The sequence below is a fragment of the Calothrix sp. UHCC 0171 genome (genome assembly GCF_034931845.1).
Taxonomy (GTDB): Bacteria; Cyanobacteriota; Cyanobacteriia; order Cyanobacteriales; family Nostocaceae; genus Brunnivagina.
This window is the reverse complement of the sequence record NZ_JAYGHN010000004.1, coordinates 1-24,977: the sequence shown is the minus strand read 5'-3', so window position 1 is coordinate 24,977 and position 24,977 is coordinate 1. Positions and strand designations below refer to the sequence as shown.

Below are 24,977 nucleotides of genomic sequence, written 5' to 3'. Positions count from 1 at the left end.
TCGTGTGGAGCTAAAGCAGGTAATTATTGCTTATAAGGCGCGAGATGTTCAAAGTAAACGTTGGGCAGAGATTTGCGCCAAGCAACTGGAAAATCGTAATTGCCAAGTCTTGATGGGACCAAGCGGACCAAAAGATAATCCCTACCCAGTTTTTTTGGCTTCTGCTGCTGGGACTATAGACTTGGCATTGGTGCTTGGTGGTGATGGTACCGTATTAACTGCTGCCAGGCATTTATCTCCGGCTGGTATTCCCATATTAGGTGTGAATGTTGGCGGGCATTTGGGATTTTTGACTGAATCGGTAGAAGAATTTCAAGATACAGAAAACGTTTGGGATCGCTTGTTAGAAGATCGCTATGCAATTCAACGACGGATGATGTTGCAAGCGGCTTTATATGAAGGACATGGTTCTAATTTAGAACCTGTAACGGAAAGATATTTGGCGTTAAATGAAATGTGTGTCAAACCCGCTTCGGCTGACCGCATGATTACGTCAATTTTAGAAATGGAAATTGATGGGGAAGTTATTGACCAGTATGTGGGAGATGGACTCATAATTTCTACACCCACGGGTTCGACGGGGTACACTGTTTCCGCAAATGGTCCCATTATGCACGATGGGATGGAAGCACTGACTGTGACTCCAATTTGTCCAATGAGTCTTTCGAGTCGTCCGATTGTTTTACCTCCTGGTTCGGTTGTGAGTATTTGGCCTCTGGGAGATTACGATTTGAGTACAAAATTGTGGATGGATGGAGTTCTGGCGACTTCGATTTGGCCTGGACATCGTGTCGATATTCGCATGGCGGAGTGTCGAGCTAAGTTTATTATCCTGCGAGAAAATAATTCCTATTATCAGACATTGCGTGAGAAGTTATTGTGGGCAGGAACTAGGGTTCGTTACAGCAGTACAAATCATGCGAATTAATTCAGGATGCCAAGGGGGAAATAATGGGTCGTGAAGTATCTGAATACAGATAATAAGCGCAGATGGACAGCCAATTGTTTAATTGATAGTGGTTAATTTGGGATTTTACATGGGGAAGAAATCGCTTTCCTAAAGTTTTCCCTGCATTTTTTCCTCTTTTCTTCTTTCCCTTTTGAATATGCGGCATCTACGAATTGCTCCTAATTGGCTGCGGTATTTTATTGTTGTGGTTTTGGTTCTGGGTATATTTTTTCGCTGCACAAACCTAGATAGTAAGGTTTTTTGTCATGATGAAACTTACACAATGTTACGCTTGTCTGGATATACAAAGGATGAGGTAAGGCAACGACTATTTAATGGTCAAATTATTTCACCAGATAGTCTTTTTCGGTATCAAAATATTAATAATCAACGGGATTGGAGCGATACAATTATTTCTTTAGCGGTGGAAGACCCACAACATCCGCCACTATATTATATTGTTGCTCGTTTTTGGGTACAGATATTTGGGCAAATATTTGTTAATTCAGTGACAGTAATTAGAAGTTTATCTGTGGTGTTCAGCCTGTTGGCGATGACAGCAATGTATTGGCTATGCTGGGAATTATTTAAGGTGCCATTGGGTGTATCTTGGATTGCGATCGCAATCTTATCATCTTCACCGCTTAATTTTCTTTATGCCCAGGAAGCCAGCGAATATATGCTATGGGCTGTGACTATCTTGGTATCAAGTGCTGCGTTATTAAGGGCGATTCGACTTGATTCAAAGTATCAATATGTTGAGTCTCCAGTTTTTAATTGGGGTCTTTATTCGTTAACTTTAGCACTCAGTCTCTACACATTTTTATTAAGTGGTTTTGTAGTTATAGCCCATGTCATATATGTAATTACTATCAATAAATTTCGCTGGAATAAAGCTGTAGAGAGATTTACTATGGCATCCTTAGTTAGTTTTTTATTCTTCAGCCCATGGATAGTGATATTAATTAATAATTTTGACCCGCTAAAAGATAGAAATTTTGAGAATGATTCTACTTTGAGATTAGCGAATTTACTTCAATCTTGCTTGCTACAAGGAAAGAGAATTTTTTTTGATATTAATGGTGATTTAGATGGTAACTTAAATAATGTTTTTGATAATTTTTTCGGTATATTTTTTTGTATTTTAGTAGTTTATTCTCTTTATTTCCTATATTTAACTACTAATATAAAAACTTGGTTATTTATCATCACTTTAATTGTGATTCCTGCATTACCATTAATCTCCCAATCTTTACTGTTGGGGGAAATGCGAGCGACTTCAGCCAGAGATTTCATTCCTTCAGTCTTAGGAATACAAATAGCAGTTGCATACTTGTGTAGTTATAATCTCAATAATGGTATTTTTGCTAGGCGACAAGCTTGGCAAATAATCGTGGTATTTGTTATTTCCATGGGCTTAATTTCAATTGCAGTTAGCTCCGAAGCAAAAACATGGTGGAATAAAAGCGTGAGCTATGGTAATCCGGAAATTTCCCAAATAATTAATCAAGTTGCCGCTCCCCTTCTAATTAGTGATGATTCTGGAATAAATTATGGTAACATCTTCTCCCTCAGTTATTTATTAGACACCAATGTAAGACTTCAATTAATTCAAAAAAGCATGTCCTTTTCGACAAATGTTAGGCGCAATCCTACAGTTTTTATATTGAATCCCTCTAATGATTTGCGAGAAGAAATAGAAGTTAAATATCGTTTGCGATCGCACCCTGTATATTTGGATAAATACTCTTCTCTTTTAAAACTAGGTAGATAGAAACCAAAGTCAATTAAGTTGGAATTAAAACAAGCTGAAAACCCGTAATAGAAAATTTAAACAAATTCTCAGGTTATACTCATTTTTTTAACCTTGAAAGGCTCTAAATTATATATATCTATGTTCAGTTCATCCCTTCATAAATCTTAAAAAATGATGAAATTTAAACTTATTCCTCTGATGGCGATCGGACTATCATTAATTGTTAGCTGTTCTAGAGAAGTTAGTTCAAATTCTCCACAAACTGATACATCTTCAACTACTAGCGTGAGAACAAAAAGCCAAGCATCGACGGCAAAAATTGGGAGTTTCGTACCAGCGAGATATTCAACAGAGGGTAATGCTCGTATAGTTCGTGAAAATGGTAGAAGTTTTGTCGAGTTTGATCAAGGTTTTAAAACTGACAATGGTCCAGATTTATTTGTGATTTTATATCGTAACTCCTCAGTTCCTAACAGTGGAGTGAGAGAGAAAGATTACGTCCGGCTGGCGGCTTTACAAAAAACTAGAGGTTCTCAACGCTATGCTATTCCTGAAGATATCGCGTTAGCAGATTTTAAATCAGTAGCTATTTGGTGTCGCCAATTTAATTCAACTTTTGGTTATGCGACTTTAAGTAGTTAGTTACTTGTGTTAGTTACTGATTAAATTAATAATTTGAGGCTGTTTATACAATAAACCTCAAAATCTAATAAACCCGATTTAATTAACCCTATCCTACTTATTTGGTGAAAAAAACGGGTTTTTCTAATTAATTTAGACGAAAATATTACTTGATAAATATTTCCTGACTGTTAATTCTAAATTTATGATTTAAAATAATCAATTAATTTCACCTATTACCTAATAAACCGTGTTATTCAAAAAACTAGATTTATTTTCTTTACGACTTCGGCTAACATTTGGTGTGGCTATACTTTCCATGTTGGGTTTAGGTAGTCTCGCTACTTGGACAGCTTGGAAAATGCAACAGATTTTAATTGATAATCATAAGCGTAATATCGAACAAATATCTTCACGCTTGCCTCATGATATCAAAATTTATATGGAAATGTCCTTACAAGAGACTGTACTACAAAAGGTAATTAATAATTTAACTACTCATAATACTTTTTTGTTATTCAGAAGTCCAAATAATAAGATTTTGGCACAATCAACTACCTGGAATTTATTACCAAATTCCACAGCTACTAATTTAATGAACTTTAGTAATCAGGCAAATAAAGCACAAATATATGAACTTCAAGGTCGCTATTTTGTATTATGTGGTAAGACATTAGAAGTCAAAGGTCAATTATTAGGTAATATTTCTATCGCTCAAGATATTACTGAAGAACAGCAAATGTTTGCACAAATGATACGAGACCTAAGCATTATCAGTATTGCTGTAATTACAATCATGGCATTTGCGATCGCATACTATATTAAGCATTCTCTCATTCCTTTACGTCATCTTAGTCAAATGACATCTGTGATTTCACCTCAAGACTTGGGAGAAGCACAAGTATCAATTAAAAATGCTCCTAGTGAAGTGAAAGAACTAGCACAAACTTTTAATATGATGCTATCGCGCCTTTCGCAAGCATGGGAACAGGAACGACAATTTGTGAGTAATGTCTCCCACGAATTACGCACTCCTTTAACTATAGTTCGTGGTTATTTAGAAAGTGTTTTAAGGCGAAAAAATAATTTAACGGAATTGCAAATTGAAGCTTTAGAAACAGCGGCAGAAGAAGCTGAACGCACAATTAGTCTATTGCAAGATTTACTGGAATTAGCACGTGCAGATAATGGTAATTTACATTTACATATTGAAAGCAATATTTTAGACAATTTAATTTTAGAAGTTGTTGAGATGGCACAAAAGTTTAATGATAAAAACTCTCGAAAAATTATTTTTCAGCCTGCAAATAAGCCAATTTTCGCTAAATTTGATGTTAACCGTCTCCGACAAGTTTTATTGAATTTAATTGACAACGCCGGAAAATATTCTGATCCGAATACAACAATAGTAGTTAAATTAAAACAGGAAGGAGAAAAAGCAATTATTCAAGTATGCGATCGCGGCTATGGTATTTCTTTACAAAATCAATCACGAATATTTGAACGTTTTTACCGTATTGATGAAGCACGTAATCGTACCAATGGTGGTTCTGGTTTAGGTTTATCGATAGTTAAAACATTGGTTGAAGCAATGGGAGGAAGCATCACAGTGAGTTCTCAGTTAGAACAAGGAAGTGTATTTATTGTTAGTTTACCTATTAATTAAATTACTCAACTATTACATCCAATGATTACTAATAACTGGGATACAAATCTCTATGAAGACAAACATGCTTTTGTCTGGAAATATGGTGAAGATTTGCTCAATTTACTTTCTTCACAACCAGGAGAAAATATTCTCGATTTAGGCTGTGGTACAGGACAATTAACGGCGAAAATAGCCGAAACTGGGGCAAAAGTATTAGGGATTGATGCTGATGCCGCTATGATTGCCAAGGCAAAAGCCAATTATTTATACCCAAATTTAGACTTAAATTTAGACTTAAATTTTGCAGTTGCTGATGCACGTTCTTTTGCATTTCAGACTAATTTCGATGCAGTTTTTTCTAATGCTGCATTACATTGGATACCAGATGCCGATGCCGTAATTACTTGCATTTATCAAGCACTGAAGCCTGGAGGACGCTTCGTGGCTGAATTTGGTGGTCAAGGTAATGTTAAATTTATTACTGATGCCTTAAAAGAGGCATTACAAGAGATTGATTTCGATTCGCAAGCATTCCCTATATCTTCTCTGTGGTATTTTCCTAGTGTTGGGGATTATGCGACTCGTTTAGAAAAGCAGGGATTTGATGTTATTTATGCTGTCTTACTCAATCGTCCGACAAAATTATCTGATGGTGATGCAGGTTTGCAAAATTGGCTGTTGATGTTTGCGAGTCGATTCTTGTGTATGCTTTCTCCCGAACAACAAAAGCAAGTAATTCACACAACAGAACAGCTTTTAAAACCCTCACTTTACCGAGATGGGGTTTGGAGTGCTGATTATCGCCGCATTCGCGTTCTGGGGATTAAATAGCTAACAGACGCACTAATCAATAGTATGCCTTGAGGAGAATTTTATCTAATAAAAAACTAAAAGCCCCACCTAAGGAGCTTTTAATACTTGGTTTGTTTATGGCTCAGGTGCGACTCGAACGCACGACCAAGGGCTTATGAGTCCCCTACTCTAACCAACTGAGCTACTGAGCCGGAAAAATGTTGTTTAGAAATTTAATTCAAAAATTTCGTTCAACAACTTCTAATTTTAGCACAAGACTTGGATTGGAGCTAGTCTTTTTCTGAAATTAATTTTGGACAAAAAAACAGTGTGGATGCGGGAGAGAAAGCAAAAGAGGGAGATAACTCCCCCAACAGCTTTTTTGTTTATCTAGAGACAAATTGCTGCAAATTTAGACTCTTGGAGCTAACATGGCGATTGGGTTCACTGCACCTTTTCCAGAAGTGTGGATTTCAAAATGGGTGTGTGGACCAGTGCTAAAGCCAGTGCTTCCCATTGCCGCAATGGTGTCACCTTGCTGTACTTGCTGTCCCTGTGAGACTAAAATTCTGCTGTTATGGGCATAACGGGTCATGCTGCCATCAGGATGACGAATCTCAACTAATAAGCCGTAACCGCCTTTGTTCCAGCCAGCTTTTTCAACAACACCAGGAGCAGATGCATAAATGGGAGTACCCACTGAGTTGGCAACATCAATTCCTTTGTGCATTCTACCCCAACGCCAACCGTAGCCAGATGTGAGGACACCTTTAGCGGGCCAAATATATGCTGCGTTTCCGGGTGCTGGTCTGGTGTTTTCATCAACTGGTCTGGGTAGATATCTATCGACTGCTGCAAGAGGTGGCAATTGTGGTGTCACAACTGTACCCCGCATGTTACCGAGAGATTCCGATGCATTTGTGCTTGTAGGTACGGGAGGATTTGACATTCTTCCTCCATTGCGTACGTTGCGTGCCCACTCAGGGTTAATTGGTTGAGCGTTATAGTTCGGTGCCATTGGTGTGGGAACCGGAATGGGTACTGCGACTGTATTTGTTCTGTAAGTGGGAACAGGTATCGCGACATTACGGCGATCGCGTGTTGGAACTGTTGGGACTGCAACAGTATTTTCTGTGGAGACGGGAATAGGTACCGCAACAGTATTGTTGTAGGGTTTCTGTTGAGAATCACGCTTTCCAGCTTGTTGAGAGCGATATCGTTCGCGCAGACGTTCAATTTCAGCTTGCAAGCTGCGAAGACCTGGGTCATCTTTAACTTGTTTGTTACGATGATTACGCGATGCTAGCTGCATTTCCGCAAATACTTTGGGAACAGGGGTCTCACCACCCACGCCATTTGCATTTGCGGGAATATCTGCTGATTCTGAGGTGATTGTGGAAGCAACAGTTTGACTAGTATTGCTAGTTATAACTGGGGTTGGGATTGCCGTTGGTACTGCGACTGGTGTAACTGGTGCAGTCACATTGGCAACTGTGGAAGCACTGCTTGTAGTTGCTACAGTGGCTTTGTTTTTAGTGACTGAGGTTTTTGCGACAGGAAGATTCAGCTTTTGGCTAATTCTCAGTTGGTTGGGATTAGCAATACCATTAGCCTTAGCAATGTCAGCTACCGATATACCATGTTTAATGGCGATCGCTGCTAATGTATCACCAGGTTTAACCTCATAAGACTTAACTTCTTCAGTTTTCACTGTCGAAGCTGGGACTGGAAATATGTTGTTGACGCTGGCATCGACAACTGAATTAGATTCTGGATTAGTTATCTCTGCTGCTATTTCTTGCTGTGGTAATGATACCTTGGTCTCCCCAGACCGCAACTCCGCCAGACTTTCTTTTAAACGGTTCGATTTCTGCCGTAAGCGATTAATCGCAAACTCTTGCTGTGCTTGTAACTGCTCGTTGACTTTGTTGTTTTCTGCTTGTTGAGCTAATACAACTGTTGAAGTTGTTGCCGCTTGGTTGCTGGATAGTTCTTCTGCAACTTCGACTTTCTGTGCTTGCTCTCTATTCGCTTGCACTCTGGCTATTGCATCTGCAATCTGTTGAGCTTTTGCCGCTTGGTCTTGTACTGTAACAGTCTTGCTTTCTGCTGTAATTTTGTTCGTAACCGCCGTTGGTGTCGGAACCTGTAGACTAGCTCCGCTTGCTGCAACTTGCAATTTAGCTCCAAGCCCTGGTATCTGCGAAATTGCTGTCGGTTCCACGATAACTGGATTTTCAGGCACACTCATATTTGAAGTGGCTTTGGTATCCAGCTTGATTGTGGCAGCAAATCTCACCGCATTATCAGCAGCAGGTGTTGTCGAAGCTGTATTTTGATTGGCTACAGGTTCTGCTGCTAGGGCTTGGTCGCTTTGCCGAGTCACCAAAAGGCTCGTAGCACCCATTGAGATTGCCAAACCTATCATTGCCACGCTGGTTCGTTTATGACGATTGATTTTTAGGTTTGGTTCGTTCAAATTATCCACCGGAACATCCTCACTGGGGTTACTTTCTTGTGCAGCCTTTACTTTCTTTTTTAATGCTCGTTTCAAAGACGACCTCCTTAACGATCGCTAGCGCTTAACTGACCTCGATTTTTTTCAGTCGGATACTAGTCAATGATTTAGATCACTACGAACGATAGATCAAGATCACACTCACCAGAGATACTTAGGCAAGATTAACCTGGTTCTCTGTTTTAAACAAGTTCGCATTGCTTAAAAAAATTTAAATTTAGCGTTTACTTGTTCTATCACACCTCACCACAGATGGTGTCATACTCTTTACATTTATCGTTCAATATGCAGCTTGCTGGTGTAATCAAACTAACAGATTGTGAAAAGTCTGATTTTACAACCCTTAAGCCCTTATACCTAAGCATTTGGAAGAAATTTACTTCCTGCTGTAGATATATTCATGGGTTCAACGGAAAATCCGCCCACCCAACAGGAGAATTTACGTTGATTATTCCCTAAAAAACAACCGTAATTACTCGCAGGTAATTTTACATTCTTCAAATTGGCTATTTGCAAACAAAAGTTCGCAAACCAAGGATATGAAAGAATTACAGCTATTTTGTTCCGTATATTATCGGGGAATGAATTCATGAAAAACTATATCTTTCTTTGCCTTTTTGAGTGTTTCTTATATACAAATTTCTTATATAAGCTTACTGAGAATTATCAGTGTAATTTACCATGCGGTTTTTCGCCAATGCCGCTAGAAAACAGATTTTATTCGCAATAATACTTGTATTTCCTTGTATTTTTGAAAAGTTTCATTAAATTAATGGGGTGTTTCGACATCATATCAGTGATTTAACGGAGATGTAAAAGGAAAACCCCTATTTCTTATGTATAGCTGTTATTCCCTAGAAATTATGGTGATTACAATGATTTATTGTAAATAACCTAGCTGACGACGGGCTTCAAATAAACCGATAGCGACGCTCACAGAGAGGTTTAAGCTCCTCACACCGGACTGACTCATTGGTATATATAGGGTTTCGTCACATTTTTGAATTGCGTCGGATGGCAAACCATTGGTTTCACTGCCGAATAATAACCAATCATCATCTCGAAATTCAAATTGGGCGTAGTTGTGAGTACCCTTAACAGTAAACCCCAACCAGCGACCGCCGCGTTGCTGATGTGCCACTTTGAAATCCTCTAATGTTTCGTGGTAGTGCAACTTCACAAATTCCCAGTAATCCAATCCTGCACGTTTTAAATATCGATCGCTCAACTCAAAACCTAAGGGACCAACTAAATGTAACTCAGTGTTTGTGGCGGCACAGGAACGGGCAATATTGCCAGTATTTGGGGGAATTAGGGGATTTACTAAAACTATTTGCGGCATTTGACGATAATTACTTAGGTATTAAATATGGCTATGTGTTGTGGGTGTCAAATCAATCTGTAGGTAGAAGGCATTTATAGTTTTTATTAATATCAGATAATCTACAACGATTGATTAGAAATTTAAAACACAAAAAATACTCCCAAAAGAGCTTGACTCTGATGGAAGCACTTACAAATCATATCTCAGTAAAGATTAATTTTTGATTAAGTTGGATGTAATGGATATATTGACTGGTGTTCTTTGCCTGAATTTTGGAAATTTCTCGCCATTCATAAGTAATTTTAATCTAACTTTTAAGTTTTGATGAGAATTTAATAGAGAAAAATACCTAAAAAGGGGTAGAGCCTACCCCATAAATCGCGATTTAATCCTTTATAATCCAACACTGAAAAATTCTCGTTAAGACACAACAGAGGAACAGATTTTTTCTTGGAGTTCAATTTCGCGATCGCGGATGTTCGCAATTGCTTGCGTCATTACCGAATGCGTACTCACGCCAACTTTATGAAGTTGTAGCCATTTTTGAGCTTCATTGCCTTCTCGGAGAATTTTTTGCAGTGGTGATAGGAAACAGCTAAAGCCATTTTCCTTTGCAGTCATCCAGACACTATCGTAAATTTCAGCAATCCAATCATGGGCAAGAATAGTTCTACCGTCTTGCCAGTGCTGCAAACTTGCATCCAAACTATTGGTTGCTGCTGCCATTTCGTTTGCCGCAGTCATGTCAATTAACTCATCTGCTGTAAATTTACTCGCAATTAATGGGTCGAGTTCAGGATTGGCGATCAGTTGTAAGATTCTCGCTTCCAGCAGTGCTGTAATTGCCAGCAATGCAATCGGGTCTGTCACCAAATCGCAAATTCGCAATTCCAAGCGGTTGAGGTCGTAGGGACGTTTGTCGCCGTTGGGACGAACTGATGACCAGAGATGGCGCACGTTTTGCATTGTCCCTGCTGCCAGTTGTGCCTCCACCCATTGAATATGTTCCCCATGGCTGGCAAACAAGGGTACACGACTGGGGGTTTGGGGGAAAATGCCCCAACGAGTTGAGTGATAGCCTGTAGCTTTGCCATCTATAAATGGGGACGACGCGCTTAATGCCAAAAATAACGGTGCTTCCACCCGAATTAACCGACAAGCACGCATCAAAACTTCTGGGTCGCTGATGCCAATATTAATGTGAATGCTGGCGGTGACAACTTTTGTGCCGTAGGTTTGTTCAATGTAATCGTGATAGGGATTATTTGGGTCGGAGCGAACAAAGCGATCGCTGCCACCCAGAGATAAAGTGCTACCAGGAATTAGAGTATAATCACCTAACTGCTGCAAATAGTTCCGCAACTGCTGGCGCGGAAGTAAAAGACTGCATAGCAATTGGTCATAACTTGAAGACGGAGCAGTAGTGTATTCTACATTACGACTATCTGGCTCGCGGACAAAGCCGTCCAAAGAAGCGGTAATTTTGTCGGAGAGACCAACGACATCACCATTTGGCGTGCCAGTATACATTTCAACTTCAAAGCCCTTTGATAACGCCACTTAAAATTACTCCTTGGCTCTCCATATACTTAAAATTGTATCGAATTAGACGATTTTCTGCCTATATATTTTGGTTGAATTCAATTCCTATAATCGACATTGCTGATACACTTCGCTGGCTGCACGATGTAAAAGGGAATGGCGGTAGGTTAAAGCTGTTAAATCATCTGCGTAGCCGCCACCAATCACACAAGCGACGGGATAACCTGCTTTTGTGCAAGTTGTCAGCACTTGCATGTCTCTGCGATATATACCTCTGTTGGTTAAAGCTAATTTCCCCAGCTTATCGTCAATGTGGGGGTCAACTCCAGCATCATAAAAAATGAGATCGGGTTTGACTTCTGTCAATAGGTCTGGTAGGTATTTCGCTAGGGTTTGTAGATATTCGTCATCTTCCATGCCGATTGGTAAAGCCACATCTAAGTCGCTTTGTTGCTTAGTTCCGGGAAAGTTGACTTCGCAATGCATGGAAAAGGTGAAAACGCTGTCATCACCTTGAAAAATAAAAGCAGTACCATCACCTTGATGTACATCCAAATCGATAATGAGAATTTTTTTAACTAAACCAGATTGTTGGACAACGCGAGATGCGATCGCTAAATCATGGAAAATACAAAAACCGGAACCATAATTAGGAAATGCATGATGGGTTCCACCCGCAGTATTGCAAGCCAAACCAAATTCTAACGCTAGCTTTGCCGTGAGAATAGTTCCTCCAACCGCCACGCAGGTACGATGGGCTAAAGCGGGACTCCAAGGTAAACCGATTCTTCGCTGCGCTTTGGTATCGAGAGTCCCCTGGCAATAAGCATTAACATATTCTCTGGTATGCACTAGCTCGATTAATTCTGGCAAGGGTTGTGTTGGTGTATGAAATTGTTCAATTTGTGCCACTCCATCAGCCAATAACATCTCATATAACATCCGAAATTTTGGCATAGGAAAACGATGTCCTTCTGGCAATGGGACAACATAATCTGGATGGTAAATAATGGGTAAGTCCATATTTATCTGATTAGCAATTAAGATGATTTTTTAGGAAAACATTTATTAATTAAATAAATTCAGCAAAATTAGCAAAAATGTGTGTTAGCGGTGTTTTACTGGTAGTATTACAATCCTAATTTGGTTCTCGAAAAAGTGAGATTAGTTTGAGTTCATATATCAGGTTCCTGACAATGATGACAATGACAAACATACAATGGATTTTACCAGTATTGTTTATTTTACTGGGGTTACTGGCAGGAATAGTTGGCGAAAAAGTTATTTACGAGAGATTAAAGAATTTTTCGAGCCGTAAAAAAATACCTGGTAGTGAAATTATCATGCGATCGCTTCACCGGATGATATTTCTCTGGTTTGTTTTGGCTGGTTGTTTTAGCGCAATTTTAATTCATCCCCATGTGAATCATGGGGTTAATTTGGATGTTCTCCAAAAGATTCTTTTTACGATTTTTCTGTATTCGGTAACATTAGTTTTAGCTCGTCTCTCCTCGAATTTTATTAATCTGTTTATTCGCAAAACAGGAGGAAATTCTGCTTCTTTATTTTCTAATATTGCCAAAACTTCTGTTTTCGGATTGGGCACATTAATTATCCTGCAAACATTGGGAGTAAAAATTACACCAATCATCACTACGTTAGGGATTAGTGGTTTAGCTGTTGGTTTGGCATTGAAGGATACTTTGGAAAACTTATTTGCTGGATTTCACTTAATTTTTTCTAAGCAAGTTCGTACTGGAGATTATGTTAAATTAGATGGTGGTCATGAAGGTTATGTGACTGATATTACTTGGCGAAATACAACCATTCGTGAAGTCTCTAACAATGCCATTATTGTGCCTAATTCCAAGTTAGCATCTGCAATTTTCATCAATTGTCATCTTTTAGCAAAAGAGAGTACCTTAACAGTAAATGTTGGAGTAAATCATGATAGTGATCTGGAAAATGTCGAACGAATTACAGTAGAAGTTGCTAAAGATGTGATGCAACAAGTATCACCAAAATTAGTTGTACATGAACCTTTTATTCGCTTTCAAAAGTTTGGCGAAACAAGCATTGATTTTACTGTTTTTATGCGAGTCAATGATTTTTTTGATCAACGCATTGCTCGACATCTGTTCATTAAGGCTTTACATAAAAGATTTAAAATTGAAGGCATTAAAACTCTGCCGACTAGTGCTTAATTAGCTTAATCAATTACTACAGTCAATATCCCTGCATGATTGAGAATAAGTTGGGGATATTACCGCTAATTGGGGATTGAGAATGGTTTGATATTTTCTCGTTAGCAATCAAGAATAACCTGATATTATGAATATGGAAATAATTAAGGAATTTTCATATTCACCGTGATTATCGATAATTTATCAGCACAACATAGGTTTGAAAAACACTTTTGGACTTGGCAAGGTTATAAAATTCAGTATGCAGTTCAAGGTAAGGGAAAACCAATCGTCCTAGTTCACGGTTTTGGCGCTTCCATCGGACATTGGCGCAAGAATATTCCAGTTTTAGCCAATGCTGGCTACCAGGTATTTGCCATTGACTTACTGGGTTTTGGTGCTTCCCAAAAAGCTGCGATCGCCTATAATATTGATATTTGGGTAGAATTACTCAAGGATTTTTGTAGTGAATATCTTCAAGAGCCTGCGGTGTTCGTTGGCAATTCGATTGGTGCGTTGATTAGCTTGACAGTGCTAGCAAAACACCCAGAAATCGCTGCCAGTGGAGTGTTAATCAATTGTGCGGGTGGTTTAAACCATCGTCCCCATGAATTGAATCCACCATTACGGATTGTCATGTCAGCATTTAATCGATTAGTGAATCATCCAGTTACAGGAAAATTTGTATTTAATCGGGTGCGTCAAAAACATCAGATACGTCGCACACTGTATCAAGTATATCGCGATCGAAACGCTGTCACAGATGAGTTGGTAGACTTATTGTACGAACCATCCTGTGATGAAGGCGCACAAAAAGTATTTGCATCAATACTTTCAGCTCCTCCTGGCGACAGCCCAAATGAATTATTACCCAAAGTTGAGTCACCCCTATTGGTATTATGGGGTGCAGATGACCCTTGGACACCAATTACTGGGGCGAAAATTTACGAACAAGCTGCAACCGCAGGCAAGGATATTAAAATAATTCCTATTCCTGGTGCTGGACATTGTCCCCATGACGAGGTTCCAGATAAAGTTAATTTAGAGATTATTAATTGGTTACAGAACTATTAACATCTAAAAACCCGCTTTCTTTTTCGACAAATCCAGCCAAAAAGTAATTTCAAAAACCTTGCGAAACAGTTTTCAAAGTATTTGTATTTGAGGAGATGGCAATACATATAACTGTAGAGGTGCCAAGCTTTGCGCCTCTACAATTATGTGATATTTATGTTATGCGGATGCTTTTTTATTGCCTAACTTTTTATTGATGAAACTAGTGAATCTCTTCCAATTTGCACGTACAACTTTCCAATTTGCCAGCATATGCAAAATGATAAAGGCTAAAAACGTATAAGCAAGCCAAAAATGTAAACTACGCCCAATATCTACCATTACTTTATTTTGGGGAAAAATATCGGGTAAAACAATACCAAAAAATTTAACATTATTTTGTTTAAATGAATTTGATAGCAAAAAGCCAGTTATCGGCACAGCCCACATGAACAGATAAAGGCTAAAGTGTAATATAAAGGTTTGCCACCATTCGCGTGTCAGTTTAGGAGTGCGTTTGGTGTATTTACGCCACCATACCCGCAGCAAAGTGAATATCCGCCAGGTTAGTAATCCCATTGTTAAAACACCAATGGATTTATGAAAGTCATATAGCTGGGCGCGGAAAGATACTTCTCTCTCCAAGTTTGCCATAAACGAACCAGTCGCAAAGATAACTAAATAGCAACCCGCCATCCACCAATGTACGGACATTAAATCTTTGAAGGCTGAGTTGAATCTAGATTTCTTCGCATCTATTTTACTTGACTGTGTTGCACTCATAAAACTACCCTGGCTTCTAGATATTTATACTACTTACTTGACATATTTTAGTACCTGTAAGTTTCGTATGTTCCGCAAATAACTAGAATTATGCTGGATGCTTAAATACAAGAAATCGGTTTTTTGGTATTAAGGATTAGTTGATAAGTAGTCTCAGAGCCTTCAGGTTAGCGTTATACTTAAACCTGTTCTCCTATGAAATATTGATAGACAGTAGGGGTATTAAATAATGATTTCACAAAATTATCAGCATCTTAATTTAGAAAATTCTTTAGTACAAGCCATACATACATCTGTAAAGGGAAGAGCAAGATTTAAGGTAAAATGGCTCGACGGAAATAAATCTATTAAAAAAAATTTAGAATTGAAATTATCAAAATCAGAATTTATATCTCAAGCTATTGCGAACGATTTAACAGGCAATATACTTGTTTTTTTTCATCCAAATGAAAGTTGGCAATTAATTGCTAACCTGATTAAAACTTGTTTATTAGATTACATCAAACAGATTAATAGAACTTTTATAAGTTCAAATTCTCTCAGTACAAACTCAGAAAATTGTAAATTTCAGTCATTATCTAATCATGTATTTGATGTATCTAATATATTTAGTTTTGTTAATGAAGTAAGAAGCTCAAAAGAAATAGTTTCTGTACCAGTTAATTTAGACTTACAAAAGAGCTTAAACTATATATTTATTAACAATGAGAATAACAATAATTACTATTCAGAGAAATTCCCAAGTAAAAAAACAATAAAATCCCAAAAAATAAACTTAATTAACCCAATTAATCATATTTTTTTACATCCTTTTATTTTGGTAAGAAAACAAATTAATAAACTACTAACAAATATTAATTTTGCATCAACAGTTCCTTTAACTCTTTTAAGTGTCAGTGCATTAATACATTTATATGGTCTGGATAAAATCATTTTATTAGCAGTTCAAAAAACACATACACCATTACTAAACCACATTATGACTGCAATTACTTCTCTTTGTGAACCATTAGTTTTGGTTGTAGTTTGCTCAGGATTTAGTCTGATGACACCATCTGATAATCGCCGCCCACTAGTCACTAATTTGATGATAGCCGCAGTTGCTGCAATTGGTATGAACTATCTTCTGAAAGGAGTTTTTGCGCGGGCACGTCCAGCATTATGGAAGCATATTGTTGATGTCGGATATTACAGTTTTCCTAGTGGTCATGCAATGGTTTCCTTGGTTATTTATGGATTTCTTGGTTTTGTTTTAGCTAATCAATATCCACAATATAAGAAACAAATTTTGACGTTAACAGCCTTATTAATTTTAGCAATTGGTTTTAGTCGTCTTTATTTAGGGGTACATTGGGCAACTGATGTACTTGTTGGTTATGCAGTTGGTTTGTTGTGGTTAATGGCTTGTTTGCGAGGTTTAGAATTACGGGGAAATTATACAGCGTAATCATAAATGTGTATGCATTTAGCAAAAATAATATCCCCAACTTCTTTTATCGGTCGAGGATATTATTTTTTTACAAAAATATCTTACAAGTATTGTGAATTAATTGTCTGTTAAATCTTGCTGATGCATATTATCAATATGTGGTTCATCTTCGCTACTAGGATGATTTTCTGAGACGACTTTTTCACCTTTCAGATTAGATGGCTCCGAAAAATCATCGCGCACGATTATAAACTCAGTTTCACGTTCTGGCTTTTTACCCCATTCGTCTAAAACATCTTTAATTAATACTTCCTGTGTCCAAATTTTAGCGACAACAGTTAAAGGTAATGCGAGCAATAAACCCAGAGGTCCAAAAAATGTTAAGAAGAATAATTGAGCAATTAATGTCACCGCAGGTAGCAGCGAAACTTGGTGTGCCATAATCATTGGCGTGATGAAATTGCCCTCCGTTTGCTGCACCAAAAAATACAAACCAAATACAGCAGCCGCTTTCCAAGGGGCATCTAATAATGCGATCGCCAGTCCAGGTATTAAACTAATTGTGGGACCTAGGTTGGGAATCAAGTTCATAAAACCCGATAGCACTGATAAAGCTAAAGCTGAAGGTATGCCTAAAATGAGCAAACCAATCATGCTCGTTACTCCCACATATAGCATAGCGATCGCAGCACCACTTACCCATCCTTCCAAAGAAAGCTCGCATTTATCCAAAATCCCATCTACCCTGCGTCGGTAAAATGATGGAAACAGACGTATAAATAGTTTACGATACGCTTGCGGGTCGGCTAAAAACATTCCTGTCAGCACCAATACCAACAAAATTTTTAAAACAGCTTCTAGGGAACCGGATAAAAATGCTAGTGAATTTCCTAGAGCTTTATTGACAAAAGGTTGTGCTTGTTTAATTAAACCGTCAATATCGGGTATGTAGGGGGCTAACTGCGGTGGAACCCCAGCTTTCAGGTTATCTAAGGAAGCATTAAAAACCTGTAATCCCTTGGGAACTCGATAAGTAAGTTCGTGAAACTGGGTGATAAAAGGCGGTACAACTATCCAGAAAAAACTGACAATTACCCCAAAAAAGAGACTGACTGCAATCAGCACAGCTAACCCACGCTTCATCCCAGTACGCTGAAACCTTTTTGCCAGGCGATTTAGCGTAGTCGCAATTACGACTGCTGCAAACATCAGCAACAGCACATCCCGAATTTGCCACAGAATATACAAAGAAAGAACAATGGCTATCAAACCAATCCACTGACCTAAATTCAAGTCCTTACCCCTTCCTGAAACTTAGCGAACAGTTATTTGCTTAATTTTGCTGTAACTTAGCTAGGCTAGCAGTTAATTTGTAATTCGTAATTTGTAATTCGCAATTCGTAATTCCCCAGGAACTGAAGTCAGGCAATTACAAGTTCCTTACTGCCCGAAACCGAACACCCAATAAAACAGCCATAATTACAGTTGGAGATAAAACTAGAATTAATGCACTAACGTCACTTTCTGGGATGGGAACGGTTGGGGCAACATACTTGATGAACAGTGAAAGAACTACTGAGAGTAATAAAACTTTGGCGAGAAATCCAAACTGGTTATTCATACACTAAATCCACTACGACTAAAGTACGGCTATACACATTGTTTATGGGGGGTAGACACGAAAGTCAATTTCGCTATCTATTTTTTAGAATAGGCTTAGTTCACATTCTGTTACAAACCTCTCATATTTATCTGGTAATTACTTGTTTATCATTGACATGAATGCTAACTCTGTGGCAAGCACCATCTATTAACTACTAACAAAAGACAATTCATATTGTCTCTCGGAAAGGCGATGCGAGTTACAGGTTTATTTGGGTGAATGTTAATAGAATTTATCTAAAAATTCCCATGTTCTACCTTCCTGTTTCGTTACTACTATTTATATTGTTATTGCTGCTCATACCTTTTTTATGGTTTGCAGTAACTTTAAATGTGGTGGAAATCGCTGTCACCAAATTAGGATTTGCTCCCGGCGTTGGTTTGCTTTTGCTAGCTCTAATTATTTTAGGTAGCACAATCAATATTCCTTTATACCGTACCGAATCTGCAATTGAAGTTACCGATGGATTTGCAGATATGTGGCTGCGCGAATTTTGGGGTATTCCGTTAAGACATATCAGACGTTCTACAGTAGTCGCTATCAATGTCGGTGGAGGAGTTGTTCCGGTTTTAGTCGCCCTGTATCAATTTACTCAAGGTAATATTGCCGCTATTTTGCTGGTGACATTAATAGTGACGGTTGTGAGTTACTATGCAGCCAGAGTTGTACCTGGTATTGGTATCCAAATGAACCCCTTACTAGCTCCTTTAGCAGCTTCTCTATCGGCAATGTTATTAGCTACACCCCATGCAGCACCCGTTGCTTTTGCTGGTGGAGTGCTGGGAACCTTAATAGGTGCAGATTTATTGCATTTACGAGATATTCAAAGTATGAGTTCTGGAGTTCTGAGTATTGGTGGTGCGGGTGTGTTTGATGGGATTGCATTATGCGGATTGTTTGCAGTTTTACTTACATAGTTAATAGTTAATTGGTCATAAATGATTAGTAATAGTTAATAGGTAATTAATTGCCCGAACCAATATTGACTATTAATATTTACCATTAGCTACTAACTAATAATAAATCAGGAGGTTATATAAGTGCCAGTCGATACTAATAATAAGAATAAAATCAAGCCTCCAAAGATTAGGCAATTCGGTGGTAGCCTGTTAATCCTATTGACATTACTGTTGGTTCTAAATCTCATAGTTCCCAACTTCTTTGGAGCCAAATTAGCACAAATTCCTTACAGTGACTTTATTCAACAAGTGCAAGCGGGTAAAGTTGATAAAGCCATTGTTGGTAGCGATCGCATTCAATATTCGATCAAAACCCAAACTCCGGAAGGAAAAGAGGTAGAACAGGTATTTCAAACTACGCCTGTTGCCATTGATTTAGATTTACCTAGGATTTTGCGGGACAATAAAGTCGAATTTGCAGCACCTCCTCCTAATGAAAATGGTTGGCTGGGGACTTTGATTAGTTGGGTGGTGCCACCGTTGATTTTTGTCGGCATTTGGGGCTTTTTCCTCAACCGTCAAGGCGGTGGACCTGCGGCTTTAACTGTGGGCAAAAGCAAGGCGCGAATTTATTCCGAAGGTAGCACTGGAGTCAAATTTAGTGATGTTGCCGGGATTGAAGAAGCAAAAGTCGAACTCGAAGAAGTTGTTGACTTCCTGAAAAATGCCGATAAATATACACGCTTGGGTGCAAAAATCCCCAAAGGTGCTTTGTTAGTTGGTCCTCCCGGTACTGGTAAAACTTTACTGGCAAAAGCGATCGCTGGTGAAGCTGGTGTTCCTTTCTTTAGTATCTCTGGTTCGGAATTTATTGAATTATTTGTCGGTGTTGGTGCTGCCAGAGTTCGCGATTTATTTGAACAGGCAAAACAACAAGCTCCCTGTATTGTCTTTATTGATGAGTTGGATGCTTTAGGCAAATCCCGTGCAGGTAGCGGTGGTTTTTATGGTGGCAATGATGAACGCGAACAAACCCTGAACCAGTTACTTACCGAAATGGATGGTTTTGATGCCAATACGGGTGTAATTATTATTGCTGCCACCAACCGTCCTGAAGTCCTTGATCCAGCCTTACGCCGTCCTGGACGCTTTGATAGACAAGTAGTTGTAGACCGTCCCGACAAAATAGGTCGGGAAGCAATACTGAGAGTCCATGCTCGTAATGTTAAATTAGATGCAGATGTCGATTTAGCAATCATTGGTACGAGAACTCCTGGTTTTGCTGGAGCCGACTTAGCCAACTTAGTTAACGAAGCTGCCCTCATGGCGGCTCGTAACAACCGTGAAGCTGTAAAAATGGCTGACTTTAACGAAGCAATCGAACGGGTTGTGGCTGGACTGGAAAAGCGATCGCGTGTCTTAAACGAAACTGAGAAAAAGACTGTTGCTTACCATGAAGTTGGACATGCCATCATTGGGGCATTAATGCCAGGAGCAGGTAAGGTTGAAAAAATCTCGATTGTTCCCCGTGGAGTTGGTGCCCTAGGTTACACAATCCAAATGCCGGAAGAAGATCGCTTCTTGATGGTTGAAGATGAGATTCGCGGTAGAATTGCGACACTTTTAGGTGGGCGATCGGCTGAGGAAACTATCTTTGGTAAGGTGTCTACTGGTGCTAGCGATGACATCCAAAAAGCAACTGAGTTGGCAGAACGCTTTATTACTGTGTACGGGATGAGTGACGAACTTGGTCCTGTGGCGTTTGAAAAGGTGCAGCAGCAGTTCATCGAAGGTTATGGCAACCCTCGCAGATCAATTAGTCCCAAAGTTGCTGAAGAAATCGATCGCGAAGTGAAGATGATTATGGATAATGCCCATCATATCGCTTTGAGAATTCTGCAAGAAAACCGTGAATTGTTGGAGACAACTGCACAGGAGTTGTTGCAACGCGAAGTTTTGGAAGGTAATGACCTACGTTCTAAATTGGACACTGCTAAAGCACCTGCGGAAATGGCAGAATGGTTACTTAATGGGAAGTTAGACCAAGATAAACCATTAATGCAAACAATGATGCGTTAATTGGTATTAACTTAGGTTCAGTAAATAGTCTTTTTCAGAGACGCGACATGTCGCGTCTCTAATTGTATGCATTTCCTAATGCTATGACTGCATTGATGCCACCAAATCCAAAACTTAGACACATGACATGATTGATTTTATCAACACCTGATTCTTTGACTAAATTTAAGTCAAAACCAGATTTCCGCAAACCAACCCCAGGTGGTAACAGCTGACTGCGTAAAGCCATTAATGAAAATGCCACACCCAAAGCACCCGAAGCGCCAATTGTATGTCCTGTAGCACCTTTAGTTGAACTCACGTAGGGACGATGTCTCATTATTTTTGCGATCACGCGACTTTCGACTTCATCATTACGTATTGTCCCAGTTCCGTGGGCATGAATATAATCAATATCCCTTGGTTTTAAATGACTTCGTGCCAAACATTGCTTAATCGCAGTTATCCCACTTCTACCTTCCGGCTCTGGAGCATTCGGGTGGTAAGCATCAGCAGTTAAACCAAAACCGAGAATTTCGCCATAAATCTTGGCTTGACGTGCCTTTGCTAATTTTTGCGACTCTAAAACAAATACTGCACCACCTTCACCCAAAACCAATCCTTCACGGTTTTGATCAAAAGGATATGCCCCGGTTTTTGCCAAAGCCCCCATCTGCTGAAAACCTGTAATTGTCAGTGGTGTAATTGGTGCTTCCACAGCCCCGGCAACCACCCGATCGCACTGTCCAGTTTGAATTAACATTGCCGCTTGGGCGATCGCCCAAATACCCGTCGCACATGCAGCCATGGGAGCTAAGACAATACCCGTTGCCCCAATCTGTCGGGCTGTGGCGATCGCATTCATGTGGGGCAAAGTGTCCAGCCAAGTTCCTAATCTCGCTTGACAATTTTGACTGTTTATGGGTTCATAATTCTCGATTCTGAATTGTTCTTGCTCCCTGATTATTCCTTCCCAAACAGACTGAAAGCCACGGCTCGAACTAATGACCACACCACAATCTTCTAAAGGCAAAATCAAACCGGCATCTTGGATGGCAAAATCAACAACCAGCCGAGTTAACTTTTGTAACTCAACTGGCTGATCCGCAATCATGGCTAGTGGACGCGGTTCGAGTTCTGGGAAAGGTTGATGGAGTTTAATTCCAGTTTTGCCTGCAATTAAATTTTGCCAGCTTGTCTCTAGGTTCTCACCCAGTGCCGAGACTAAACCAATACCAGTAACAACAACCATTTTGGAGAGTAGAGAATAGGTGGTATGAAATGGGGATTAAAAACTGTTGACAAGGAATTGGGAATTTACCTTTTCCCCTTGCCTCTTTCCCCTTTTCCCTATTTACCGCCATTCTTCAGATTTTCAGCACCGCTAGTAACTTTTGCGGATTCAATCTTATCGCCTTGTTGAATTTTGTCTACAATTGGCATTCCATCGGTGACATAACCAAATACAGCGTAGTCACCATCAAGAAAACCAATATTTGCCAAAGCAAAATAGAACTGTGAAGAAGCAGAGTTTGGTAATTGCGATCGCGCCATCGCCACAGCCCCTAATTTGTGGGTAAGTACGGGTGGCTTAGTTACACCAGCTTCTTTAAAAGTTTTGCCGTAAATTGGTGCATCAGCATCTTGGGGTTTGATTTCTAAAGGAATGCGTCGCTCAGTTCCCGTAGCCTGATCAATAAAACCACCTGTACCATTACCTTTAGGGTCGCCACCTTGAACTACAAACGGGCTGGGTTGCCGTACAACCCGATGGAAAGACAATCCATCATAGACACCCCGTTGTACTAAATCGACAAAATTTCCAGCAGTAATTGGCGCATTAGTGCCATCAACTTCAATTGTGATGGGTGAGCCTTTAACGGTCATTACTACCGTTGCTTTTCCTTCAAGTTTGGGTAAATCGTTCATTCCTGGAATAATCTCGCTGTTATTTTGAGCTACAGAGGTAGTCTGAGTAGCTGCCTCTGCGTTTGTAGCTGTTGTAGTCACTTCTGTTGCTGCATTCGCTTCTGTCGCTGTCGAAGTTGGCGAACCACTACTAGGATTTACTGGTGGTGTCGAACACCCAGACAACATTAAGGCACTTACAACTACAAACGCTACTAAAAATTTGTGAATTTTCAACCGCATTACCAGTTACAGACTCAACCAGAGTATCTTAATACTCTAAGGAAAAAGGCGAAAGGAAAAAGGAAAAGATAAATTATCAAAAACATCCTTATCCCTTCTATTTTTCAATCTGGCATGACATCATCTGCGGAATAATTCTAAAGATTTTTGATGACAATCTCGATTATCCCATCGTTTTGTAATCTCTTTTAGGCTCTTCTTTACAGTCTCAAGGCTGCCTTGGTATTTGTGTCAAAATAAATTAAAGCAAGTGCTGTGGAGAGGAGTTTCCGGGGAGATGTTCTTCACGGAAAACTCCGGGGCCGGAAAGCCCACCTTTGGGAAATAGCAAGCGAGACGCTTGCACTACTTATTTTTACATGATTCCTTAGTATCGAGTCGTCCGTCAAAGTTCAATTGGGGGACAAGAACTCAAATTACTAAATTTAAAAAAAGTAATTAATTTAAAGTCCTTCCAATGGCACACCCAAAAACCTTGCTAATTCAGCACCTTGAACTTCTAACGCTTTGAGAGATATGGGCTGACCGACTCGCGTTAAGGGAATATCTCGCCGACCTTTGACACGTAAATACAAAGCACGACGAGGATTTAAACCTTCCTTTAACTCAACTCTGACTGACTGTACATCTTGGGTAGAGAGATCAATCTCAATCTGGCGATTTTTACCTGGATAGCCCCAACGGAAAATTTTGATCTTGTTGGTTTCCCGGTTAAATTCGTTGTAACCGCCACCCACATCCCAGAGGATTACCAACCAAAGGTAAAAAGAAAGTAATAATCCAGCAGTCCCATAAAGCCCCATAACTAGCCCTTGGGGGACAAAGATGAGTTGAGTTGGGTCAGTAACGATCAGTAAGTTTACTTTGAGATAACTTGATATCCCTGCCAAGAAGAATCCCGTCGCTCCCATTGAGACGATGGTTGCCCACCAATAATTACTGAAGCGCCGAGAACCTACAACTTTTTGATTTAAAACTGGCGAAACAGAATTATCGCCTTTGGGCGACTCGCCTTTGTTTATGCTTGTTGAAGCCGTCATTTAAATATCCTAGTGAGGGTGTCATAACTCCCTCTATCAAGTCTGCCATTTATTCACGATTTATTGCAAGTTGACTGCAACAATTTTCTTGACAAAACACTGGATACAGAACCCTGAATCCTGAATTAAAAATCCCAAAATCAAAACTCAGGATTAAATTTCTGAGAAAACATGTGTCAAATTGTAAAAATTCTGATATTCATAATATTAATGGTGGTTTCGTGTTTTATACCCGTTTGCCAAGGTAAACGGTCGAGCAAACTCGAACTAAGTGTGATAAGTTAAGAACAATTAAGCTACTGCACGTGGAAAACTATTCCAGTGGCAGCTTTGCTTGCAACTCAACCCTGAGAGAAATAACTTTTGGTTAAACTTCTCTCATAATATTGGTAGGCTCAAGTGTCTCGACACTTACCAGCAGGGTGAAATTTAACCCTTACTGGTGTCTACAAAGAATGTCAGAATAAAAACGTAAATTCCTCGTGGCGATCGCCCAAGTTAGGGAAACCAACTCTTGGTAATTGCTGAAAAACGTTGAAATTTTAGTAAAAAAGAGGATTATAGTTCG

The 24,977-nt window shown here is 39.3% G+C and carries 20 protein-coding genes and 1 tRNA gene; 10 read left to right on the top strand and 11 right to left on the bottom strand.

Translation table 11 applies throughout. The features are described from left to right. Positions 1–4 precede the first annotated feature (4 nt). The 5 genes from VB733_RS04650 to VB733_RS04630 all read left to right on the top strand — a co-directional run bounded on the left by VB733_RS04650 (position 5) and on the right by VB733_RS04630 (position 5,805). Complete coding sequence (locus VB733_RS04650) at positions 5–928, top strand: NAD(+) kinase (protein ID WP_096611408.1); 924 nt, start codon at positions 5–7, stop codon at positions 926–928. A 178-nt stretch (positions 929–1,106) separates the two neighbouring features. After that, positions 1,107–2,723, top strand: a complete 1,617-nt coding sequence (locus VB733_RS04645; RefSeq protein ID WP_323338943.1) for a hypothetical protein — start codon at positions 1,107–1,109, stop codon at positions 2,721–2,723. Between the two features lie 153 nt (positions 2,724–2,876). Beyond that, a complete protein-coding gene (locus tag VB733_RS04640) occupies positions 2,877–3,347 on the top strand; it encodes a DM13 domain-containing protein (protein WP_323338942.1) in 471 nt (156 codons plus the stop codon). Between the two features lie 229 nt (positions 3,348–3,576). Beyond that, the gene (locus VB733_RS04635; protein WP_323338941.1) at positions 3,577–4,992 is read left to right on the top strand and encodes a sensor histidine kinase; all 1,416 of its coding nucleotides are present in this window, start codon (positions 3,577–3,579) and stop codon (positions 4,990–4,992) included. Between the two features lie 21 nt (positions 4,993–5,013). Beyond that, complete coding sequence (locus VB733_RS04630; protein WP_323338940.1) at positions 5,014–5,805, top strand: class I SAM-dependent methyltransferase; 792 nt, start codon at positions 5,014–5,016, stop codon at positions 5,803–5,805. 99 nt (positions 5,806–5,904) lie between these two features. Here VB733_RS04630 and VB733_RS04625 read toward each other — a convergent pair. The 5 genes from VB733_RS04625 to VB733_RS04605 all read right to left on the bottom strand — a co-directional run bounded on the left by VB733_RS04625 (position 5,905) and on the right by VB733_RS04605 (position 12,173). After that, positions 5,905–5,978, bottom strand: a tRNA-Met gene (locus tag VB733_RS04625). Between the two features lie 200 nt (positions 5,979–6,178). Next, a complete protein-coding gene (locus VB733_RS04620) occupies positions 6,179–8,320 on the bottom strand; it encodes a peptidoglycan DD-metalloendopeptidase family protein (protein WP_323338939.1) in 2,142 nt (713 codons plus the stop codon). A gap of 844 nt (positions 8,321–9,164) precedes the next feature. Then, entirely contained in the window at positions 9,165–9,626 is a 462-nt protein-coding gene (trmL, locus tag VB733_RS04615) for a tRNA (uridine(34)/cytosine(34)/5-carboxymethylaminomethyluridine(34)-2'-O)-methyltransferase TrmL (RefSeq protein WP_323338938.1), read from the bottom strand. 402 nt (positions 9,627–10,028) lie between these two features. Next, on the bottom strand, positions 10,029–11,168 hold the full coding sequence (gshA, locus tag VB733_RS04610; protein ID WP_323338937.1) for a glutamate--cysteine ligase: 1,140 nt from the start codon (positions 11,166–11,168) through the stop codon (positions 10,029–10,031). Between the two features lie 87 nt (positions 11,169–11,255). Next, positions 11,256–12,173 (bottom strand): histone deacetylase, encoded by a 918-nt coding sequence (locus VB733_RS04605; RefSeq protein WP_323338936.1) that lies wholly within the window; start codon positions 12,171–12,173, stop codon positions 11,256–11,258. Between the two features lie 182 nt (positions 12,174–12,355). Between VB733_RS04605 and VB733_RS04600 the strand changes: the two genes are divergently transcribed. Continuing rightward, entirely contained in the window at positions 12,356–13,354 is a 999-nt protein-coding gene (locus tag VB733_RS04600; RefSeq protein ID WP_323338935.1) for a mechanosensitive ion channel family protein, read from the top strand. A 165-nt stretch (positions 13,355–13,519) separates the two neighbouring features. Beyond that, complete coding sequence (locus VB733_RS04595) at positions 13,520–14,407, top strand: alpha/beta fold hydrolase (RefSeq protein ID WP_323338934.1); 888 nt, start codon at positions 13,520–13,522, stop codon at positions 14,405–14,407. A 159-nt stretch (positions 14,408–14,566) separates the two neighbouring features. On the opposite strand, the gene VB733_RS04590 is transcribed toward VB733_RS04595, so the two are convergent. Beyond that, on the bottom strand, positions 14,567–15,169 hold the full coding sequence (locus VB733_RS04590; protein ID WP_323338933.1) for a cytochrome b: 603 nt from the start codon (positions 15,167–15,169) through the stop codon (positions 14,567–14,569). Positions 15,170–15,398: 229 nt separating this feature from the next. Here VB733_RS04590 and VB733_RS04585 point away from each other — a divergent pair, with 229 nt between their 5' ends. Beyond that, positions 15,399–16,616, top strand: a complete 1,218-nt coding sequence (locus VB733_RS04585; RefSeq protein ID WP_323338932.1) for a phosphatase PAP2 family protein — start codon at positions 15,399–15,401, stop codon at positions 16,614–16,616. A 99-nt stretch (positions 16,617–16,715) separates the two neighbouring features. Here the strand turns inward: VB733_RS04585 and VB733_RS04580 are convergent, their stop codons facing one another. Together VB733_RS04580 and VB733_RS04575 are read right to left on the bottom strand one after the other, a co-directional pair. Then, positions 16,716–17,891 carry an AI-2E family transporter gene (locus tag VB733_RS04580; protein WP_323338931.1) on the bottom strand — a complete coding sequence of 392 codons (1,176 nt, stop codon included), beginning with the start codon at positions 17,889–17,891 and terminating at the stop codon, positions 16,716–16,718. A 136-nt stretch (positions 17,892–18,027) separates the two neighbouring features. Then, a complete protein-coding gene (locus VB733_RS04575) occupies positions 18,028–18,219 on the bottom strand; it encodes a hypothetical protein (RefSeq protein WP_323338930.1) in 192 nt (63 codons plus the stop codon). A 290-nt stretch (positions 18,220–18,509) separates the two neighbouring features. On the opposite strand from VB733_RS04575, the gene VB733_RS04570 reads away from it, so the two are divergent. Together VB733_RS04570 and ftsH are read left to right on the top strand one after the other, a co-directional pair. Further along, the gene (locus VB733_RS04570; RefSeq protein ID WP_323338929.1) at positions 18,510–19,178 is read left to right on the top strand and encodes a DUF1614 domain-containing protein; all 669 of its coding nucleotides are present in this window, start codon (positions 18,510–18,512) and stop codon (positions 19,176–19,178) included. Between the two features lie 123 nt (positions 19,179–19,301). Then, the gene (gene ftsH, locus VB733_RS04565) at positions 19,302–21,239 is read left to right on the top strand and encodes an ATP-dependent zinc metalloprotease FtsH (protein ID WP_323338928.1); all 1,938 of its coding nucleotides are present in this window, start codon (positions 19,302–19,304) and stop codon (positions 21,237–21,239) included. A 58-nt stretch (positions 21,240–21,297) separates the two neighbouring features. Here ftsH and VB733_RS04560 read toward each other — a convergent pair whose 3' ends face one another. The 3 genes from VB733_RS04560 to VB733_RS04550 all read right to left on the bottom strand — a co-directional run bounded on the left by VB733_RS04560 (position 21,298) and on the right by VB733_RS04550 (position 24,409). Continuing rightward, positions 21,298–22,470, bottom strand: coding sequence for a beta-ketoacyl-ACP synthase (locus VB733_RS04560; protein WP_323338927.1), 1,173 nt, complete (start codon positions 22,468–22,470; stop codon positions 21,298–21,300). A gap of 98 nt (positions 22,471–22,568) precedes the next feature. Next, positions 22,569–23,369 carry a peptidylprolyl isomerase gene (locus VB733_RS04555; protein WP_323338926.1) on the bottom strand — a complete coding sequence of 267 codons (801 nt, stop codon included), beginning with the start codon at positions 23,367–23,369 and terminating at the stop codon, positions 22,569–22,571. 443 nt (positions 23,370–23,812) lie between these two features. Next, complete coding sequence (locus tag VB733_RS04550; protein ID WP_323338925.1) at positions 23,813–24,409, bottom strand: photosystem I assembly protein Ycf4; 597 nt, start codon at positions 24,407–24,409, stop codon at positions 23,813–23,815. Positions 24,410–24,977: the final 568 nt, after the last annotated feature.